General features: G+C 46.5%; 29 protein-coding genes. 12 read left to right on the top strand and 17 right to left on the bottom strand.

The features are described from left to right. Window positions 1-28: 28 nt before the first annotated feature. The 17 genes from LZG74_RS25495 to LZG74_RS25415 form a co-directional block, all read right to left on the bottom strand. Entirely contained in the window at window positions 29-1,429 is a 1,401-nt protein-coding gene (locus LZG74_RS25495) for a hypothetical protein (RefSeq protein ID WP_233799281.1), read from the bottom strand. Next, entirely contained in the window at window positions 1,426-2,118 is a 693-nt protein-coding gene (locus tag LZG74_RS25490) for a hypothetical protein (RefSeq protein ID WP_233799280.1), read from the bottom strand. The genes LZG74_RS25495 and LZG74_RS25490 overlap by 4 nt, the downstream gene beginning before the upstream one ends. 8 nt (window positions 2,119-2,126) lie before the next feature. Beyond that, a complete protein-coding gene (locus LZG74_RS25485; RefSeq protein WP_233799279.1) occupies window positions 2,127-3,494 on the bottom strand; it encodes an SGNH/GDSL hydrolase family protein in 1,368 nt (455 codons plus the stop codon). Beyond that, window positions 3,494-3,823, bottom strand: a complete 330-nt coding sequence (locus LZG74_RS25480; RefSeq protein ID WP_233799278.1) for a hypothetical protein — start codon at window positions 3,821-3,823, stop codon at window positions 3,494-3,496. Before LZG74_RS25480 ends, LZG74_RS25485 begins: the two co-directional genes overlap by 1 nt. 1 nt (window position 3,824) lies before the next feature. Continuing rightward, the gene (locus tag LZG74_RS25475) at window positions 3,825-4,097 is read right to left on the bottom strand and encodes a hypothetical protein (protein ID WP_233799277.1); all 273 of its coding nucleotides are present in this window, start codon (window positions 4,095-4,097) and stop codon (window positions 3,825-3,827) included. Between the two features lie 53 nt (window positions 4,098-4,150). Further along, a complete protein-coding gene (locus tag LZG74_RS25470) occupies window positions 4,151-5,383 on the bottom strand; it encodes a P22 phage major capsid protein family protein (RefSeq protein ID WP_233799276.1) in 1,233 nt (410 codons plus the stop codon). Between the two features lie 13 nt (window positions 5,384-5,396). Beyond that, window positions 5,397-6,224 carry a hypothetical protein gene (locus LZG74_RS25465; RefSeq protein ID WP_233799275.1) on the bottom strand — a complete coding sequence of 276 codons (828 nt, stop codon included), beginning with the start codon at window positions 6,222-6,224 and terminating at the stop codon, window positions 5,397-5,399. Between the two features lie 6 nt (window positions 6,225-6,230). Continuing rightward, a complete protein-coding gene (locus LZG74_RS25460; protein ID WP_233799274.1) occupies window positions 6,231-8,255 on the bottom strand; it encodes a portal protein in 2,025 nt (674 codons plus the stop codon). A 132-nt stretch (window positions 8,256-8,387) separates the two neighbouring features. Next, window positions 8,388-9,659, bottom strand: a complete 1,272-nt coding sequence (locus tag LZG74_RS25455; RefSeq protein ID WP_233799273.1) for a PBSX family phage terminase large subunit — start codon at window positions 9,657-9,659, stop codon at window positions 8,388-8,390. A gap of 151 nt (window positions 9,660-9,810) precedes the next feature. Next, on the bottom strand, window positions 9,811-10,125 hold the full coding sequence (locus LZG74_RS25450; protein WP_233799272.1) for a DUF5681 domain-containing protein: 315 nt from the start codon (window positions 10,123-10,125) through the stop codon (window positions 9,811-9,813). A 21-nt stretch (window positions 10,126-10,146) separates the two neighbouring features. Beyond that, a complete protein-coding gene (locus LZG74_RS25445) occupies window positions 10,147-10,338 on the bottom strand; it encodes a DUF551 domain-containing protein (protein WP_233799271.1) in 192 nt (63 codons plus the stop codon). Then, window positions 10,335-10,709: a VRR-NUC domain-containing protein gene (locus LZG74_RS25440; protein WP_233799270.1), complete on the bottom strand. Its 375-nt coding sequence runs from the start codon at window positions 10,707-10,709 to the stop codon at window positions 10,335-10,337. Before LZG74_RS25440 ends, LZG74_RS25445 begins: the two co-directional genes overlap by 4 nt. Window positions 10,710-10,765: 56 nt before the next feature. Continuing rightward, window positions 10,766-10,915, bottom strand: coding sequence for a hypothetical protein (locus LZG74_RS25435; protein WP_233799269.1), 150 nt, complete (start codon window positions 10,913-10,915; stop codon window positions 10,766-10,768). A gap of 269 nt (window positions 10,916-11,184) precedes the next feature. Further along, the gene (locus LZG74_RS25430; protein ID WP_233799268.1) at window positions 11,185-11,415 is read right to left on the bottom strand and encodes a DUF2312 domain-containing protein; all 231 of its coding nucleotides are present in this window, start codon (window positions 11,413-11,415) and stop codon (window positions 11,185-11,187) included. Then, window positions 11,412-11,825: a hypothetical protein gene (locus LZG74_RS25425; RefSeq protein WP_233799267.1), complete on the bottom strand. Its 414-nt coding sequence runs from the start codon at window positions 11,823-11,825 to the stop codon at window positions 11,412-11,414. Before LZG74_RS25425 ends, LZG74_RS25430 begins: the two co-directional genes overlap by 4 nt. Further along, window positions 11,822-12,454 (bottom strand): DUF1376 domain-containing protein, encoded by a 633-nt coding sequence (locus LZG74_RS25420; RefSeq protein ID WP_233799266.1) that lies wholly within the window; start codon window positions 12,452-12,454, stop codon window positions 11,822-11,824. The genes LZG74_RS25425 and LZG74_RS25420 overlap by 4 nt, the downstream gene beginning before the upstream one ends. Beyond that, window positions 12,451-13,869: a replicative DNA helicase gene (locus tag LZG74_RS25415; RefSeq protein WP_233799265.1), complete on the bottom strand. Its 1,419-nt coding sequence runs from the start codon at window positions 13,867-13,869 to the stop codon at window positions 12,451-12,453. Before LZG74_RS25415 ends, LZG74_RS25420 begins: the two co-directional genes overlap by 4 nt. A 783-nt stretch (window positions 13,870-14,652) precedes the next feature. On the opposite strand from LZG74_RS25415, the gene LZG74_RS25410 reads away from it, so the two are divergent. From LZG74_RS25410 to LZG74_RS25360, 12 genes are all read left to right on the top strand, one after another. Beyond that, the gene (locus LZG74_RS25410) at window positions 14,653-15,327 is read left to right on the top strand and encodes an ERF family protein (RefSeq protein WP_233799264.1); all 675 of its coding nucleotides are present in this window, start codon (window positions 14,653-14,655) and stop codon (window positions 15,325-15,327) included. Window positions 15,328-15,331: 4 nt separating this feature from the next. Next, on the top strand, window positions 15,332-15,550 hold the full coding sequence (locus LZG74_RS25405; protein WP_233799263.1) for a hypothetical protein: 219 nt from the start codon (window positions 15,332-15,334) through the stop codon (window positions 15,548-15,550). A gap of 223 nt (window positions 15,551-15,773) precedes the next feature. Next, window positions 15,774-16,184 carry a hypothetical protein gene (locus LZG74_RS25400; protein WP_233799262.1) on the top strand — a complete coding sequence of 137 codons (411 nt, stop codon included), beginning with the start codon at window positions 15,774-15,776 and terminating at the stop codon, window positions 16,182-16,184. 10 nt (window positions 16,185-16,194) lie between these two features. Continuing rightward, the gene (locus LZG74_RS25395; RefSeq protein ID WP_233799261.1) at window positions 16,195-16,392 is read left to right on the top strand and encodes a hypothetical protein; all 198 of its coding nucleotides are present in this window, start codon (window positions 16,195-16,197) and stop codon (window positions 16,390-16,392) included. Next, entirely contained in the window at window positions 16,379-16,579 is a 201-nt protein-coding gene (locus LZG74_RS25390) for a hypothetical protein (RefSeq protein ID WP_233799260.1), read from the top strand. The genes LZG74_RS25395 and LZG74_RS25390 overlap by 14 nt, the downstream gene beginning before the upstream one ends. 87 nt (window positions 16,580-16,666) lie before the next feature. Further along, window positions 16,667-16,915 (top strand): hypothetical protein, encoded by a 249-nt coding sequence (locus LZG74_RS25385; protein ID WP_233799259.1) that lies wholly within the window; start codon window positions 16,667-16,669, stop codon window positions 16,913-16,915. Continuing rightward, window positions 16,915-17,037, top strand: a complete 123-nt coding sequence (locus tag LZG74_RS26320; RefSeq protein WP_255699676.1) for a hypothetical protein — start codon at window positions 16,915-16,917, stop codon at window positions 17,035-17,037. The genes LZG74_RS25385 and LZG74_RS26320 overlap by 1 nt, the downstream gene beginning before the upstream one ends. Further along, window positions 17,034-17,360, top strand: a complete 327-nt coding sequence (locus tag LZG74_RS25380) for a hypothetical protein (protein WP_233799258.1) — start codon at window positions 17,034-17,036, stop codon at window positions 17,358-17,360. The genes LZG74_RS26320 and LZG74_RS25380 overlap by 4 nt, the downstream gene beginning before the upstream one ends. A 2-nt stretch (window positions 17,361-17,362) precedes the next feature. Further along, complete coding sequence (locus LZG74_RS25375) at window positions 17,363-17,620, top strand: hypothetical protein (protein ID WP_233799257.1); 258 nt, start codon at window positions 17,363-17,365, stop codon at window positions 17,618-17,620. A 103-nt stretch (window positions 17,621-17,723) separates the two neighbouring features. Then, window positions 17,724-18,035 carry a hypothetical protein gene (locus LZG74_RS25370; protein ID WP_233799256.1) on the top strand — a complete coding sequence of 104 codons (312 nt, stop codon included), beginning with the start codon at window positions 17,724-17,726 and terminating at the stop codon, window positions 18,033-18,035. 162 nt (window positions 18,036-18,197) lie between these two features. Continuing rightward, on the top strand, window positions 18,198-18,608 hold the full coding sequence (locus LZG74_RS25365; protein ID WP_233799255.1) for a hypothetical protein: 411 nt from the start codon (window positions 18,198-18,200) through the stop codon (window positions 18,606-18,608). Then, the coding region (locus LZG74_RS25360; protein WP_233799254.1) for an NUMOD4 domain-containing protein at window positions 18,601-18,829 on the top strand (229 nt) is incomplete at its 3' end. The genes LZG74_RS25365 and LZG74_RS25360, both read left to right, overlap by 8 nt.

Here is an 18,829-nt window from a genome sequence, read left to right as displayed (position 1 = left end):
TGTGTGATTGGTGGGGCGGATAGCTTCGTCATTCGAGCCAGCTCCCCGTAATGGTCACTTTTACAGGATCAGTAATGCGGATTTTAAAGGTCATTTGCTGGGCAATACCAAGTCGGCGGAACGATACCTTTGTCAGATATTGGCCTACTTTCCCAAGGGACGCTGTAAACCAGTTCGACCACGTTCTTGCGCCATCACGACTTAGCTGCAACATAATCACCGGATCAACGCCCTGACCACTTTGGAGGCCAACGCCTGTCTCACAGCCGATTACAAGGGTATTATACCTTATTCTTTTCAATTCATCAAGCTGATGTGTGTATGTCCGTTCACGGCATAATGGCATTCCATCATCACTGTAAAAATCAAGGGATTGCTCATACAGCTTACCATCGACACGACTACCAACCAGATGTTTATTGAAGGCAAATGTGTAGCAACAGCCTAAATGCTGCTCAAATAACCCCATCTCATTCAGGTAAGCCCGTTCATGCCATAGCTGGGTTGTCAGGTCAAACACAAGCGAAGTTTCAAGGCTACCGCCCGTAATCACATAGAAGAAATGACCATCTTCCTGATAGGTGTATGCCCGTAATTGTGTGTAATCAGTGACAGCTTGCAGCTTGATCTCAATCGGTGTGGTCGAGATGCGCTTAGGCGTAAAGCCATTAGCACGATAGACGATACCAACCCCGTTACGATCCTGACCTACCCATACCAGAGAGTTATCAATAGAAACCGCCGTGTGTGGCGACATGATACCCACTTCCATCTTAGCACCTGAAATACGCTCAAATGGGAAGCTAGAAGCCCCTGTATTCGTGTAAACCTCTGAGGTGTACTTACCCAGCAACCAGAGCTGTCCAAGGGCGTTGTAGACCCTTAAAAGGTCGTCCGGAGAGCTTTCAGCTGTGGCAAAGTCAAGGGCATTCCAGCTCAAACCGTCATAAAGGGCAGAGATATAAAACTGACCACTATTGGACTTGTTACCAATGAAGTAACCATCCAAGAACGTAATCGTTGAAATCTTAGGTAGGTCGGGATCAGTAACCTTGGCAAAGGCATTAGTGGCATAGGTCAGGATGTAAATTGACTGCCCGTCACAGATAGCCAGTTGAAAGCCGTTTTCCTCAATCGACACAATGCCTGTGTTGAAATCAAACGTTCCACGATCTGTACCTGTACCATCCCCATTTAACTCATAAAGCTTAGCACCGCTAACAGCGAAGGCACGGCCATTGGCAGCAGTAAACTCACCCCGAATTGGTCCCGTACCAACGGTTCCAAACAGCTTTAAGCCAGGGGCGCTATACAGGGAAACCTTGTCAGAGCCGTAATCGTCCGGCACCGGAAAAAGGTTGACGGAACGTTGCGCGTCAAATGGTAGAGATCGTTGCTGGTAGGAGGGCCCGGCTAACTGGATTTTCATTGATACTGACCGCTCCAAATGTTGAAACCTTTACCAACATTAAAAGGACTATCCATGTTACGGGCTTTTGTGACTGAACGGGCTACCAGAGCTTTCGCATCACGCGCCAGTTCCAGCAATTCAGGTGTAACAGCCTGACCGTAGTCGGGGGACAATTCAATAGCCAGATTGTAGATAATCATGCGTTCCCAGCCAGGCGGTAAATCAACTTCGTCGTCAAGCCCGAATTGCGTCAAAGGCGCTTCCATGAGCAGTGTCAGTTGATCGGCTGATGAAGGGATGGGCCACAAGCGGATCGTGCCAGTGGGATAGTTGTTATCGTAGTTGAGCATCGAGGCAATGCCCTGCTGGTTAGGCATGGTCTGGCCCTCAATGAATATCTCGTCTGATACGATAGCAATCGGGGAGAATACATCACCCGTTGACGACATGGCATCAAGGATTTGAATAGGCCGTGGTGTGTTGAAGTTCTGACCTGTGCCAATTGTATAAGCCCCTTGTCCACCCACTAGATTGAAGGTCTGACGGTTCCGGACGTAAATCATTAGGCTTTCATTTGACCATGACAGCAACAGTGCATTCAACTGATCGAGCGCATCATTAGTTTCATCAGCTTCCGGCTCTTGGTTGCGGGTGATAATCCCAACCTTTTGCATGGATTTCTTGATTATATTACGCGCAGTAGCCACACTTCACCTCAAACAAAATAGTTAATAATGTCTTTACCATTTGAACCAATAAGCGCATAACCAGTATCCGTTAAATGAACCTGATCAGCTTGATAATATGTGGTATTACTCTGAGAGCCTGGTGTTCCTATTGTGCCAATACCAGAAACATCAAACACAAAATCAATATTATCCGAACCCTTGGTATAAAAATTAGAAATACCACCCACTACTGATGTCCCAGCCATTACGAGGTTATTTGCGACAATTCGGGCTGTCTCAACGGCTGCGACCGCCCCACGAGGCAACATCGTCATAACGATGATTTTTGTGTTTGGTGCATCGTTCTTGATGTTCTGACATAGGGTTGTCAGGTTTGAATAAGCCGTTGTTCCATTCTGTGAAATATTGATATCGTTGCTAAGTTCCCATACAAAGACGTATGAATTAGACCCATTACCCATATATCTGGTCAAGATAGGATTAATCGCGCCAGTGAGCTGTACGGTTGTTGCGCCGGCATAACCACGAACCAGGAAATTTTCCCTAGCTGAAACATTTAAATTGCTGCCATACATCGAAAGCTCAGTCCAACGCTTGTCCCGCGCTGTATTTCCACGGCCCTCTGTGAGTGAATTGCCAAGGAAGTAAAAGCGCTTAATGTCAGTGCTGAGTGTTTTAACAGGGACTAATGCTCTTATTCTATTTTCATTAGCGGCGCGGGCGGTGGCATCCAAGGCTGTATTGTAAATTTCAAAATATGATATATCGCACCCAATAAGGGATTGAACAAGGCTTTCCGCCCGACCAAGACGGACGTTTGTAAAGTTTGGCGTAGCCGAGAAAGCAGGGCTATTAAACAACTCAACACCATTGCAGCGGGCAATAACATTTGTGGCGTTACCGATAATCGTAATAATGTTGAATGTGCCCGTGTTATAGGTTCCACCATACCCGATCAGTGTTGATACATCAAACGCAGCAACGGATGCGTTGTTATAAAAGATACTGCGTGTGGCACCGCCACCTAGACCAGCAAGAACCCCCTGACCATTACCAGACCCGCCAGCGAAATTGCTTAAATCAGTCACGAATACCATGGTGAAATTGCGTGGATCAATGTTTGTGCTTGCGGTATTAAGCTCCATGCTTCCGTTAAAACGAATAACATTACGTCCATCAATCGGAGATTGTACCAGCATTGGACGTTGTGCGCCTGATGCCGTTGCCTGGATTGTTCCACTGACCATATCAGTGATACTAGAAATAAGACCGCCAGACTGTGAGATTTGGCTCTTTTGGGGGTCATATATCAGATTAGCACTACTCCCCTGAGAAAGAGGCTGTGATCCTGTCTGGTTTGTCTGCCAAAAACCTAATTTTGATTTGTGAAGCATTAAGCCGCCAGAATGTTAACAGAATTAGAAAAGATTTCAGTTGATCCGACTGAATTATTTGCTGTGATCTTCGCAGAAATTGTTTGGCCTAGGTTAAGAACTGTCAATAAACCAAATAAAAACCCCGTTTTACCTACTGCCGGAGTACCGTTTACATACCACTGAATATCAAATGAAGAAGGGGGGAGTGCCCACGTTCCGGTATTTACTGATAAGTTAATTCCCAATATTGGAGACCCAACAACCATAGGTGGCGCTGTGTTAATAGGAGGCATAACGGCCATTTGATTATCGGGTTTCCAAAAGTTGAGCTTGCTTCTTTGTAGCATATCAGACCCAAAATACCGTAGCACTTAAAGTGCCTGTTACAGATACATAACAACCGTTTTTCAGTAATGCCGGGAAGGCGTAATTAACTCCAGCAACAGGCGTGAATGAAGCTATAGCAATAGCGCCGGAAGCGGCTGCATTATCATAGATCGTGATAGTTGCCCCGCTGGCACTAGATACAAACAAACCACCTAAACGGGTTAAGGAATCATTAATAAGGGCGCTGGCGCTAATCGCAGTATATTTAAAAAGTTCATTGTCATTACTCGACATGATAATACTCCAAAGTGAGAAGAAAGGGCGGGGTTAGCCGCCCTCTCAATAGTTTACGAGAAGATACGTGTAGCCCATTCAGGACGTACAGCGGTGAAGCCATACAGAACATCCAAACGCATAACCATCTTATCGGTCAATGGCAGGTAGTCACGGATCACACGGACGGTAATACCATCGACTGTTTCCTGAGCAATCATATCCAGACCATCAGGCTTAACCAGCGGCACAGAGGCGAAGCGGAAAGCTGACTTGTGGAATGTTACGTTGTTGGTGTAGCCAGTAGAAGCGGCACCAACCAGGGTTACAGCAGCCGTTGCAGCAGGCAGAGCATTGATGTTCTGCAAGCTGAGTGAAGCAGCCGAGTAGAACGCAGGGCTAACCTGAACGGCAGTATAAGCACCAGCAGCAGCGGTGTTGTTTGCACGAACAACGAACTGTTGGAGTTGGTTAGTCACAACCTTAGTGATCGGGTGTACCTGGAATACACCAGCGATGGTGAACACGTCACCAACGACCAGTGTCTGGGTACCAGTACCAGTCAAGTTGATTGTGCTTGCACCTTCGGCTGGCTGAGCCGTTACTGTAATAGCACCAGTTGCAGTACCACGGGTGTGGACTGGCAGCAGGTTGTTTTCAAGGAACGTATAGCCATCGGATTCACCCATGTAGCCACGCTTGTATTGCTTGCTGATTTCTTCCGAGGATTGGAACAGACCCTTACGAGCATTAACGGCAGAACGCATGGCGCTGGATTCCAGCAATGCTTTCAGTTCGTTATCGCTTGGCACCAGGTTTTTCATCAGCTTCTCACGGTTGGAGAGCATCAGATCGGTGTCATACAGGGTTGAACCAGGCGTACCAGTTGTGTTAAATACACTGTTTTTAACATCAACCAGGACTTCGGCTTCGATACCCTGCGCCAAACCAGACATAGCCGGTTCGAGGATACGCTTAGCCCATGACTTCAAACCAAGATCAGTGGCGATCTCAGCAGACGTCAGGTTGACAGCAACGTTACGCTGACGGTTCAGTACCAAAGGTACTTTTTCTTCAACAACATCCTGGATTTGAGCAGTGATATCAGCGCCTGAGTTCATTTTGAAACGAGCGGGTTTGCTGATGTTGATCGTGTCACCAGTGTTGTAACCATTGGTTTGACCAAAGCTTTCTTCCGGCTCTTTATCAATGGATTTGATGAATTGCATGTTATCTGCAAGCATCTTTGCGGCCATCTTCGAGATGATGGTACCAGCGGCTTTTACGTTGTTAATATTATTAGGCATTCGTAATTACTCCTTACGAGTTTACCCATTTGACCAGATCGGTTGCGGACATTTGGGCTAGGTTTTTGGAACCAGGAGCCGCGCCTCTGGCGGGTGCCAATGGTGCTGGTGCCTGGGTTGTTTTGCGAATTGGTGGAGCAATCGACTGAGCGCGGGTAATTTCAGCAGCGGCCATGTGTGGGGACATATGAGCAAGAGCTTCAAGCTTCCCTTCTTTGGCGAGGTTGTAGAAAGCCAGCGGGGCGTTGGTTGCTTCCAAAAACAGGCGTTGGATTACAGGCGGGAAATCATCGGCTAAATCTGCATTTTCCATGACAACTGCTTCGAGGTCAGGAATTTCGGTTTTAAGCTTGGCGGTTTGTTCCGCAATAGCTTGTTCCCGTTGTCCTTCCCATTGTGCATATTTCTGCTGGTCAGTGCTTTGCTGAGTTTCCTGCTGTTTGGATTGCGCTTGTTGGGCTTGTTTTTGCTCTAACTGATAGAGAACCTTTGCTTCCAGATATTCACCGTAATTCTCAAAATCATCCTGATTAGGCGCTTTTGGTGCATCGGCTTTACCTTCGAGTTTAGCCACGGCTTCACGTAAGGAAGCTAATTCAGTGGCATAGTTCTCATTGATTGCTTTGAGCTTCCCAATTTGTCTGTCGCGCCGGGATAGCGCGTTTACTGCCTTTTTAGGAAAGTCGTCACTGGATGGCTTTTTATCACCTTCCGGCTGTTTACTCTCGCCTTCATCAGCAGCTTCATCATTTAAGGCATCGGTTTCTTTAACCTCAGTGTCAGCAACTTGCTCGGCAGCTAAGGTTTCGTCGATAATGCTATCAATGTGATCGTTTGTCATAGGTTTTTAGTCCTTGGTATTATCGTTGCCTTGATTGGCTAACGAATGCTGTAACTGTGCAGTGTCAAGGTGAACCCGCTGTTGGGCTTCCTTTTCACGCACGTCAATGTCTCTGGCTTTCAGGTGAAGCTCGGCTTCCTTAATTTGAAGATCTTTCATCTTAACCTGATATTCAAGCATCATCTTCTCACGCTCGAATTGCTGTTTTTGTGACTCTGTTTGGGCTTTCAGCTGCATCTCAGTGGTCTTGTCGGCCAACTGTTGTTGGAGTGACTGCAACTCTTGCTGACCTTCCTGGATAAGCTGCTTCATCTGCTCTTTTTCAGGATCAACCGCATCAACCTGGACTTCTTCACGGTCTTTCCGGTCCAGCAGCTCAGGATTGGTCTTGGCAATCATTTTCTTCATACGATCAGCCATAGCCTGTGCGCCTTGGAAGTCAGAGTTCTTGAAGAACAGATCACCCATAATTGTCATCAGCTCAGGGGCGCGGGTAAACACTTCCTGCATGAATGTGACAGTCTCTTGGCGCTTGGTCGTGAAGGATGCACCCGTGACCACACGCACATCATAGGAGCCTTGCGTAAGATCGAAGTGGCGTTCCTGATCCTGTGAAACCTGCCCATTGATACCAACCATCTTAGGCTCGTCTTCTTCACCAATGATCCGGATCAGGCGGGAGCCATCATAGATTTCAGGCAGGGCAGCAACAACGACACGGCCAACATGCGTAATCGAGCGCACGAGGTTATCAGCAAAGTGATATGTCGCTACATCACCCTCTTTTTGCTGAGCGAGTTCTTGCTTGCCGGAAGTTGCATTACCACGGACACCAAGAGAGGCATTATAGATACCCATCGTGGCCTTGATATCGTCCACACTCTCACGGGCAGCATTGATAACACCAGCCGGGATAGATGGCGGCATAAGGCGTTGTGGTGCAGGGATTGGGTTGCCACGGGCATCTGTTGACTTATAGCGCAGCACAGCGGCTTTGGACGGGTTCAGCCAGTCATCACGGTAGTCATCGACCTGACCTTCAGCAGCCGCGAACGGTGCGATAGGCTGTTTCATCAGGACTTCGGTTTCAATCGACTTCCATAGATTGAACATACGCTGTGCGGACTTGGATTTGCGGATGAGAGAGAAAAGGTGACGCTCGCCGTTATTCCACGCTTCTTCACCGTAAACAGGGATCAGAGGGATGTATTTACCGGGGAATGTGGTTTGTTCGAGGATATCAGCGCCGGATAGCTTGTAGCGAAGTACAGTGCGATCCTTGACCGTCCGGATCATGCTGACGGGCATACCTTCAACATAATCAGTGATGTTACCCATCTCATCATAGGTAATCTGGCGGTCTTTTTCCTCGATAACGAAATACTCACAGATCGTTATCAGATCATCGTCCTTGGCGTTCTTGCTCCTGGCGTCATCAAAGCAAACAGGCTCTTTGCCTGGATACTTGGTCTTGAACTCACGGACGCTTATTGGCTCAACGATAGCGCCGCGCATAGCGTCACGGCCATCACATTCAATCGAATTGCTGTCTATCCAGCAGGACAGAGGGTTGACCACACGCTTAATGCGCAGTTCCTGATCAAAGCTTTTCTCGTCAATGTAGCCGTGATCGACACGGATAAAGCCAATGGAAGACTTGATAGCGTTCAGGGAGGCCGTGTCATAGGCATCATCGGCATTTGAGGCGTATTCAATGTTCCGGATTAAGCCTTGGATAATCTCGGCTGTCTCAGCGTCACCGTCATCACCAGGGATAACCCTGATTGAAGGCGTGTTCATTCGGATATCGTTGGCAACCTGATGGATAAACTGACCAAGCTGGTCAATGGTTAATGCTGGACGGTTTGAGCTAATGCGGCTTTCATAGTCCTTGCGATCCCATTGTGCGTAGGCATCGTCAGAGAGAAAGTCTAAATCTTCTTTTGCACGTTCATAGATACGTGACCAGTAATCCTGGTCTGCCTTAACATCGTTTTTGACTTTGGTGATAAATTCTAAGTCGTCTGTCACGTTTTTTCAAGGAATAAGAGGTTAGAGCATAAAGCGATATTGCTTTTGCACCCCGCATTTCCTTAACGTGGCTCGTTGCTTGAACGGCCTAATAGAAACTGTTTTGAATTTTAGCACTTATGCCCCATATCGTCAAGCACTCATGAATGAGCCGCTACCGCTGATCTGGAACGATGGCGCGTAGGCTGTGTTACCAGCCTTGACCTGTTTGGCAGCTATGGCAGCATAACGCGCAGCATCAGAGGCGTGGCTAGTCCAGTTGTGGACAGGCTTAGGTTTGAACACAGATCGCTCGTCATCCCATTCATAACCGTACTGTTCAAGTGCATGAATACCATCACGGCACTTGTTCTGGTCAAATACTGAGTAAGCAATGGTTTGCCGCAATAACTCCATACCTGGTGTAATGTCTGTCTCACGGGTTAACACTTGGTTCTTGACCCCTAAATCCCAAAGCTGATTAGACACGCTGTCACCACGGATATTACCATGACCACCATCATGAGGCAGGAAATGCCCTTCTTTCAGGTAGTTATATTCTCTTTTCTTGATAATTTCAGCGTAATGACCAATCTGCTCACCGCTGTTCTCGTAATAGTCGAGCCACCGGAGTTCACGGCCAACCCATTGCAACCACCAAATAGCGGTGCTGTCACCAAAGCCTAAATCCCAAGCGGTGAACACTTCACAGCCCGGATCGTAAGGAACCAAGGTAATCCGGCCTTCTTCACGCGCCTTGGCTAACTGCTTGGCATATACAGCCCCTGATCGGCGGGTATCAAACTCACCCTCATAGACATAAGCATAGCCATCTGGATCGTCAGCTTGCAGCTTTAAACGCTCGTCGTTTAGCTCGTCGGGGAAGAATGGGTTATCACGCCACGAAACCTTACGGACGATGTAGCGGTCATCTGCACCAGCCACATGACGCTCATAGGTGGGGTCTGTCCTGTTCTTGGGGTTGAAACTGATCCATATCTCTGATCCAGGCTTACGGACAGTTGGGATAACAACCTCATAGGTGTTGTGGCTGACGTTCTCGGCTTCCTCAATCCAGAGCCTGTCACAGCCCTCTAATGACTTGGTATCTGATGTGTTGTGCTTTAAGCCAATGAAGATGATAACAGTGCCATTGATGCCACGTATCTCGTTTTCAAGGATGCGGTAGAAGTCGGTCAGTTTGTGCTTACGGATGATATCGGCCAGCAGCTTATGGACTGAGTTCTTGATGGATTTCTGTATCTCACGGCCACAAACAATGAACAGCGGCTCTTGCATACCTTGGATCAGTAAGGCGCGGGCTATGTTATGTGACTTGGCACCACCACGACCACCGTAATAGACCTTGTATCGCTTAGGCGTGAATAGGTCTTGAAAGGCTTCTGGTATCTGTATATTGGTCAACTAATGACCCTTACATCCCACTCTGGTCGCGCTTTTGTATTACACAGGCAGTAGATAAGGAAACCTTCATCCAACCATTCTTTACGTTGCTTCTCAGGTGGTTTTTGGGTTAACCAATAATCCAGCCATTCGTGCATGGGTTCTTTTGTCATCACTCATCCTTTGGCTTAATAAACGTGACCGTGACAACTGGTGTCAGGTTACCATCCGGATTATTCATATCAACCTTATCGGTGATCTTGCCAAATGCGCTATCTAGCAGTTCTTTCAGATGTGGAGCAGAGCCATCCATAGCCTCTCTAATGGCCGCCAGCACCAGGTCGTCAGCAACAGTCTCACCCTCCTGCCCTTTGGCTTCAAGCCATCTACGGACGATTGTGGAGCGATTGAGCGTACCTTTGGGCTTGCCCTTGGGATTACCGCTCTCGCCTGGCTGGAATTGGGTATCTGGATTGGGGAATGTCACCTGAAACTCACCTGATTTAGATCAAATTGTATCTTGTTTTGGTGGTGATGGCAAGGGCATCCAGTGGGTGGGTTCTTGGTATATCTGCATACCAGCCATGAACAGATTTTTATCAATCCTGAAACCAGATGTAATGCCAGGATTACCTTTATCCCGACCCAAAATAACTTCCTTACCGTATGGACAAGTTTTAATTGGTTTCCAATCACTCATATCCCATACCTCTGTAAAATAGTTAACACCTGTGACCAACCGTCAGCCGGGGTCTTAGCCTTCACCACATATACCGGAAAGCCCATCTCTTGCATAGCGGCGTGCTTCTTTTTCTGCTCACCAGACACTACCCCACCCTTGCGCTTCAATTCAATACAGACGAGCCTATGACCGGGGAACATGAGGAACAGGTCAGGGATACCCTGCTCTAAACCTAATGCCTTAGCCTTTGATGCTGTGCGTACTGTGGTTTTCATGCCACCCATGTCACCCCAGAAGATGTAAGAGCCTGGTTCATCCTGTAACAGATCACGCAGCTTCAAGACGATGAATGACTGGATATCGCTTTCCAGCCACCGTATACTTTCCAAGTGGGCGGGATACTTATGCCATGCGAACTTGACGGGTGATGGTTTGCGCTTGAAGATCACGGCTTGATTATCTCGCCATAGATAAACGATCCATCCTCATTCATACCCACTATTTCCAGCGGTTTTTCGATTTTCTTTGGCTTATCGTGTATACCAGCCTGTTCGGATGGATAATCTTTACGCCATGCACTATTGGGGATCGCCATTACACTCTCCAAACTGTTCCAGCCAGTAGCTATCGTCTACCCATGTAGTATAGAACGACAGCTCAGGCACTTCAATGATTAATTCGTGGATCGGGATGGTCGGGTGCATTAGAAAAAGCCACCTTTATACAGTACGAATGCAGTCACTCCCACACCAAATATTGCCGCACCAATACTATACTCACCTGTACGTTTCTGACCGTGTAAATGTCCCACTGCACAAAGTCTGATAAACCAAATTATGATTACTGTCCATTGTGGCCATTCCATCACGCATCTCCCAACGATACCAGGTATACGTCAGCTATTTCCAGCTCGTTACGGTCTTCCGGTTTCATCTTGCGAAAGCGAATAACCTCACGCAGAGCCTTGACACTATACCCGGCTGATTTAGCCTCTTGATAAACATCACGAATATCTGCTGACAGTCCCTTGCGGGTGTCGTCCAGGTTCTCAATTCGTGTGATATACATGCCTAAACGGCTATCGGCTTCGCTCATTGGTTCTCTCCTTGTGTTGCGTTGGTTTTATAATCATGTGGTTTGATAATCTTGTCAATCATATTCTTGTAATCCGGATCAAAAAGTATTGGCTGTTCGGTCAGTATTTCGATTGACGGGGTAATCTGATCAAACTCGCATACGCCGATCTGGATAGAGCCTACTGTATTCTCCAGCATGGCAATGTCGTCGTCGCTTTCAAGGTCAATAGCCCAGACGGGATGGGAACCCAGGCAGCGCACCATGCGCCCATTCTCAACCGTGTGGCGGCTTCCGATCTTGTACCATAGCTCGTCGGGATACGGCCAGTAATCGGGCTTGAAGTGGATAACCAGGGCGCGGGTATCGTAGACACCGTGGCAAGGCATGATATCGTTCGGCCATCCGGCTCGGTGAATATGGTATTTCATGATCCAAACTTCCTTTTCAGGTCTGCAACGGTGGATAAGAACCAACCGTCATCCCTACCCTCTCTGGCTAACCAGTTGTCCCGTTCATCGAGATACTTGTACAGGTCAACCCGTGGATACAGGGCTGTCCACTTATCCCAATCGCTATCCGATAATTTAATAACATGACCGTTGAAGGCGTAGTCCTTCTCTATATCTTTAGATATAGTATGGTTATGGTTGCTTGAAGGAGTCTTTGAAGCTCTCCTTGAAGGAGTCCTTGAAGGTGTGCTTGATTTTCCCTTCAATTTAGCAGCCGCATTTGTCGCTCTTGTCTTACCACCCTTGCGACCACCTTCTACCTTTTTCTGGTATTCGGCCTCTGACTTAACCATGATTTCTGTAATCTTTTCATGGTGCCAATAGCCATCCTCTAAAAAAAAGAACTCTTTCAATATGGCATCAACGTCATGCTGCTGGTCGGTGTTAAAGGCCATACCAACCTGATAACGCGAATTGTCCGGTATAGGCTTTCCGGAAGAATATATTGAGCGCATGAGAAGGAAATATACCCCATGCTGGTTGCTCGTCAGGTGAGTGGTCTTTTTACCGTAATCACCCCAAAAAAACGGATAATATTCTAAGGTCATGATAAATCCTCAATGGCTGAAAAGTCGCCTTGTTCTGTAAAGGTTTGATGGTGTCCAATGAATTTGGTCAGGACAGTGCCACCGTTACCATGCCTGTTTTTGGCAATTATAATCTCGGCTACATCCTTATATATCTCTTTGAGATAAGCCCAATTACTAATCATGCTGGCATAAGCTTTGTCGCTCATTTTGACACCCTGGACAGGCTTATTATTTTTCAGGTAATAATCTTCCCGGTGTATCATCATCACCACGTCAGCATCTTGCTCAATGGCACCACTATCCCGTAAATCAGACAGCATTGGCCGTTTCTGATCCTGTTTCGTGGATTCGCGGTTTAATTGAGCCAGTCCCAGAACAACAACATTCAACTCTTTTGCAGTTGCTTTCAATATATTAGTTATCTCTTCGACTTGATGCACCTTACCAAGGCGCTGGGCGTTCTTGCTGGCTTGTACCAGACCAATATGGTCAACCACCACCATCGAGGTTTTATGCTTACGCTTGTGGGCGCGGCAAAGCTGGGCAATCCGTTCTATGCTCATGCGACCAACATCTACAATGTCAATCTGCATATCCTTCATGGCTTCACGGATGGCGTTAAACGAATTAGCGGGGATGCCCTTGCCATCTTGCAGGGCTTGCATATCAATGCCGGCACTCATCGAGGCCATGCGACCAACCAGGTCCTGTCTGCTCATTTCGTGAGAGAAGAACAGAACCCGACCTTGCTTGCTGACTGCATTAGCCAGATTTAGCGCAAAGGCCGTTTTACCCATGCCAGTACGTCCAGCAAGGATATACAGACGACCGGGGACAAACCCGACCAGCTTATTATCCAGACCCTCAAAACCTGTGCGGTAAGATTGAAACTCACCTCTTATTTTCAGGTCGAGATCGTGAAGGAAGTCATTGATTGAAGTCGGCAGGTCGAATTGCACAGCGTCATTCTCGCGCAGACGCAAGCCTGTCACATCGGTTTCGATTGTATCCAGCAAGCTATCAACATTCTGATCGTCCGGAGACTGTGCTAACTCCTGCCATTCTGCTGACTTTTCGAGAATAACCCGCTTTAAATACAGGCGTTTAATTGAATTGGCAAAGCCTTTTAAGTGGTCAATTGGACGAAAGCCATAAACCTTAACTAACTCATTCAGGTATTCGGGATTTTCTTTATACCAGGCATCGTCTTTATGACGGGACGCAATGACCGTGGTATTAACTGTCTCACCACTTAACAGACCAGCCAAGATCGAGTTGTAAATATCCTGATGGTGTTTAACTGACAACCATTCAGACTGAAACCAGCTGATTTCATCATAGAAGTGGTTACGTTGTAAGAGGATACCAAGTAGACCCTGCTCAATAGCAAAATCGCTCGGAGGTGCCTTTTCAGGCAGAAAGGGATTGTTCACTATAACTCCACAGTTCCACAGATTAAAGTTAATTGCGGCCCTGCTGTGGTCAGGTTCGGGTGATCAAGCCCTACCGCATAGCTATAAGATCACAATCATTTCGGATTGTCAAGCATGTATTTCTCACCCTCTTTACGATGCTGAAAGCAGTACCAAAGTATCGGCATCAGGAGAGGCTTAAAGCCCCATCCAGCCGATTTAGCCCCACAGATAGTGCATACGTGACCAAGGTCACCTGTGGGTAGTGGTTTGGCGTGTGGAGTAGGTTTTTTCATGGGGGAAAGTGACGGCCTATGGGCAACAACAGACCAGCGAACATATGGGGAGAGAGCTGGCAGGAGTATCAGGGCGACCGTCAGACCCTCGATAACTCATTGTGCCATAATTGGGGATGGTAATCAAGGATTATATTATTTTCATTTAATGCGAATTTATTGCTTGACAGGTTATGGGGAGTGTGCTTATATAATGGTAGGCAAACAACCAAGGAGATATCATGTATTCCAACGATAACTATGATCCAGTCCTAACCCAAGTACGCCGATACTTTGCAGCCAGAGCGCACCGCAAGCTATCGAAACAGTTGAAGGCTTTCTTACAGGAAAGATTTAAATGAGTAACATTTATGCTTACAGCGAGTTAACTAAAATCATTGCTAGAATGGTCAACATGGTAAATGACGCAGATTGCGAGATTAGTTATTGTGTTCGGGTCGCTGTGCGTGATTTAGTTAAAGACCTTCATAATCTAGCCGAAAGCCTTTTACCACAGGAGAATGATTAAATGGAAACGACCAAAGGATTAATGGAAGCCCTTTTAAAGGCGCAGTTAGCATTGTCTAACCCGATTAAGAGTGCAACCAATCCACACTTTAAGAGCAAGTATGCCACCCTGCCTGATATTCGGGATATGGTTACGCCTATCCTGGCTGAGTTTGGCCTGTTTATAACCCAACCAGTACAGGTAACAGATTTAGGGGCGGCGTTACAGACACTGATTGTCCACCCTGAAAGCGAGGGTTATTTACAAAGCATGATGCCCCTGATGCTCGAAAAGCAGACACCGCAGGGCATGGGTTCAGCTATCACGTACGCTCGTCGATATGCGTTGTGTTCAATCCTGAATATTGCAGCTGATGAAGATGATGATGGCAATAGCGCCAGCGCGGGAAAGCCTAGCAAGCCTGAAAAGGCGATTGACCTATCTGGCCGCATGGCTGACAACCCTGACATTCAGGACGATCTCAAAGCCAATGGTTACGATGCCAAAGCTGTATACGATACCGTTATTTTCGAGTTGAATGCTTGTCAAGATAGCGATATGCTGGCCGAATGGGTGAAGGTCAATAAAGAAACCCGCCGTATGCAAGGTCTACCGTCTGGATTAAAGCAAGATGTAACAAATCGCTTTAATGCTATGAGAGATCACTTTTCAACAAAACCACCACAAGGATTATAAATCAATGGCTTACGAGCAAAAACCAAATACCGCATCTATGTTCAAGAACGACCGCAAGGAAGCTGATACACATGCTGACTTTCGTGGTAGCGCACTGATCGAAGGGCAGGAATACTATGTCGATTGCTGGCTGAACACAGGTGCCAAGGGCGAGTATTACAGCATGAAATTCAAGCCGAAAGCAGCTAAGTCAAACGATAACGACGATACAGCGCCATTCTAGGGGGGGACATGAAGAAGATATTTGTATTTCTGTTGATAGTATTAGGACAGTTTTTTTGCTGGTTAATGCTCCCGTTGGCTTTAATTATTTGGAGTATTTGCACTATCTATGATATATCCCAAGGTGAAAGCGCTGATTTTGCTTTTGGGGTTTGGAAAGACTGCGTATCTGATTTTCTTCTCGTTCCTGGTTTGCGCCGTAAAACATGGAAATTAGTTAAATAGTGATCCAGCACTACACCATCACGGGTAAGCAAGGCGTAGGTCGGTTTATGGCTGACCTCGCCAAGCTTTTGAACGGCTGGAACGGTGAAACACCCTTGCGTATACAGATATCCGAACGCAAGGAAAAGCGTAGCCTGGATCAGAATGCGCTACTGTGGACGTGGTACCAGATTATTGCTGATGAAACGGGACATGACAAAGAGGATATCCACAACTATTGTAAGTCGATGTTTCTCGGAACAAAGCTTATGCAGTTTGGTCATACACTTGGCGGTATAGTGCCACTTTCAACGAAGAACCAGTCAAAAGGTGTAATGGCTGAATACATGAACAAAATACAGGCATGGGCTAGCATAGATTTGGGTATAACACTCCCTTCGCCTGATGAAGCCCGTTTAGCAAGTTTATAGGAGAGAATGAATGAAAATCAGATTTTGGTATAACGGCGCAACTATCGGAAGCGATCAAGAGGATACCTTATCACTTGATGATCTTGGTTACACGATGGATCAGTGGAACAAAATGACTGATGAAGAAAAATATCGTGTTGCTCTAGAATGGGCGGCAGACAACGGGTTTGAATGTGGGTTTGAGGAGATTGACAATGAAAAAGCGTAAGCCTGGCCGTCCCCTTGGGACACTGAAATATCCATTTGACAAGATTAAGCTCGGCGGGTGGAAAGTTTTTAATCCTGAAAAGGAAATTAGTTTTCGCTCGGCGGCGTACCGTTACGCCAGAACTAGGGGTTTGTCATTCCAGATCAAGGCTTTACCAGATGGATTGCGTGTCTATAACCTGAGATAATTATTTTCTTCTTTTGTGCTTTTTATGCTTGACATGGGTTGCGAACAGGTATACATTGATACTCAGGCAACAACCAAGGAGTACACAATGAAATTACCATTACCAACCTTCACGATCACCACACCACACGATGCTTTTGTCTGCCAGACAGGCGTTGAAGAAATAATTGGGACGTTGAATGAAGCTTTGCAGGGTAATAACTATGAAGCAACAATCTTTGAGCTGAAACGCCACATGACGACCGTACAGTGGTGGATTGAAAATCTGGAAGACGACAGACCTGTTACAAAATGCCATAAGAACGATCCTGCTTTTCATGAAAACCGGGGGAGCTAATGAGAAACGATATTGAAATGCTCTACCGCCTGTTTCAGTTTTACAAGAAAAAGGCCGAGAGATTGGAAAAACAGCTTTTTAAGCGAAATGCTAATGGAACATTCAGAAAGGTTCAAAAATGACACACACACCACTGCCTTGGGAATTAAAAGAACTTGAAGTAAAGGAGGAGCCATTGACACTTCACGCTATTGATCCAAAAAACAATCGGCGTTTTTGTATTGCCACTATTTGGGGCGAAGACTGTGATACAGAAGTAACCTCCATGTCACAAGCAAATGCCGAATTTATTCACCGTGCCTGCAATGCGCATTACGATCTCGTTTCTGCTCTATATTTAGCAAAAGAAAAGCTAGCATCCTTTATAGATGTTCCTGTTGATGAATGTGTTGGGGATTATTTTAAAACAATTAACAACGCTCTCAATCAAGGTAAAGGAGATTGATAATGAAACACCGCACCAAAGCCCTGATAGGCACCCTCCTGCTCACCCAGGCCGCTTACAACTGGTATTCGGCTGATGTGACCATCCTCAAAGCTATGGCGTATGTGCATGAACGTTACGAGGCTAAAATGGCTGAACGTGTTGACGAGCCTAGACAGATGCAAGTGGCCGCATTGGAAGAAGTGCTGAACATGGCACCGACTGACGTGTGTAAGCACAACGGCGCTTGTAACAAGACCCTTTTGCAGATGCAACGCTAATGATTGACGCAATATACCACACCGCGCAGATCGTACTCGCTGTCTGCATCATACTCTGGCTTTATATCAAGCTGGATGAAGTGATTAACGAGGGGTTCAAGTAATGCGTGACGATTTAGGACGGTTCTTTAATCCCAACGTTGGTAGCCGGAAAAAGAAGATTGTCAAGCGTTTCGAGAATGCTAACACCCTTTCCGATATGCTTAAAGTTTCGATCACCCCCGCCCAAGCTAACATTCTGGACAGCTTGATCGAGGAATACGAGAGCATTATTAAACATACTCAGTTACAGCGTATTGCTCTAAAAAGCTACTATGTGAATAACTACATGCCCAAGCCAGGCACCAAGGATTACAAACTTGAAAAGCCGCGATCAACATGCTGGCCGTTTAAGGAGGGTACAGATGCCAAATGATAATCACATTGTATGGACTGATGAAATGACAGAGCTTTTGCTATGGATGCGGTCAGAGAACATGATGTTTAAATTCTGTGCCGAAGTGATAGGCCGGGAGATTGGAAAGCCATTAACGAAAATGGCCTGTGAAATGAAAATGCGTAGAATGAGAGGGTCACGATGACCACGACCGCAAAAAAGCCGTTCGATGCTGATAGCCATAGGTTCGGGATGGCTTATGACCGTGGAGATGGTCAGATTGTACATGTCGTAAATTACAGTCCATCTTTGAAACAGGCAGCTTTTAATCATCCGTCTGGCACATTGATATGGGGCGACTGTTCGCTATTTACCCGCGCCCCAAAACACGACCTTATCCCACGCGCCGATGTTGCGAAGCTGGTGGATGCGGTCAGAACAGTCGTTGAAGACGGTGTTCAAGAGACAAGCGGCCAATTCTCATCTCACAAAAACAACAAGTGCCGTCATGGTAATTTCGGATACGAAGGTTGTGGCAATTGCACTGATGAATATCTGGCAAAAGCCCTCGCCGATTTCAACGCTTTGCACGGGGTGGTGAAAAGTGACTGAAGAGATTTGGAAACCTGTTGTTGGTTATGAAGAATTTTATCTTGTTTCAAACACAGGTAAAATAAAATCACTGAGAAAAGATAGATTATTAGCGTGTTGCCCAGATGGTTGGGGTTATCCTGCTGTCATTCTTCATAGAGATAGTGTTGGTGTAAAAACAAAGGTTCACCGCATTATGATGGCAGCTTTCGTTGCGCCTTCAAAGTTACAGGTAAACCATA

This window comes from Dyadobacter sp. CY327 (assembly GCF_021390415.1).
GTDB lineage: Bacteria > Bacteroidota > Bacteroidia > Cytophagales > Spirosomataceae > Dyadobacter > Dyadobacter chenhuakuii.
Note: the sequence above shows the minus strand (reverse complement) of the source record. Positions and strands in the feature narration are given on the sequence as shown.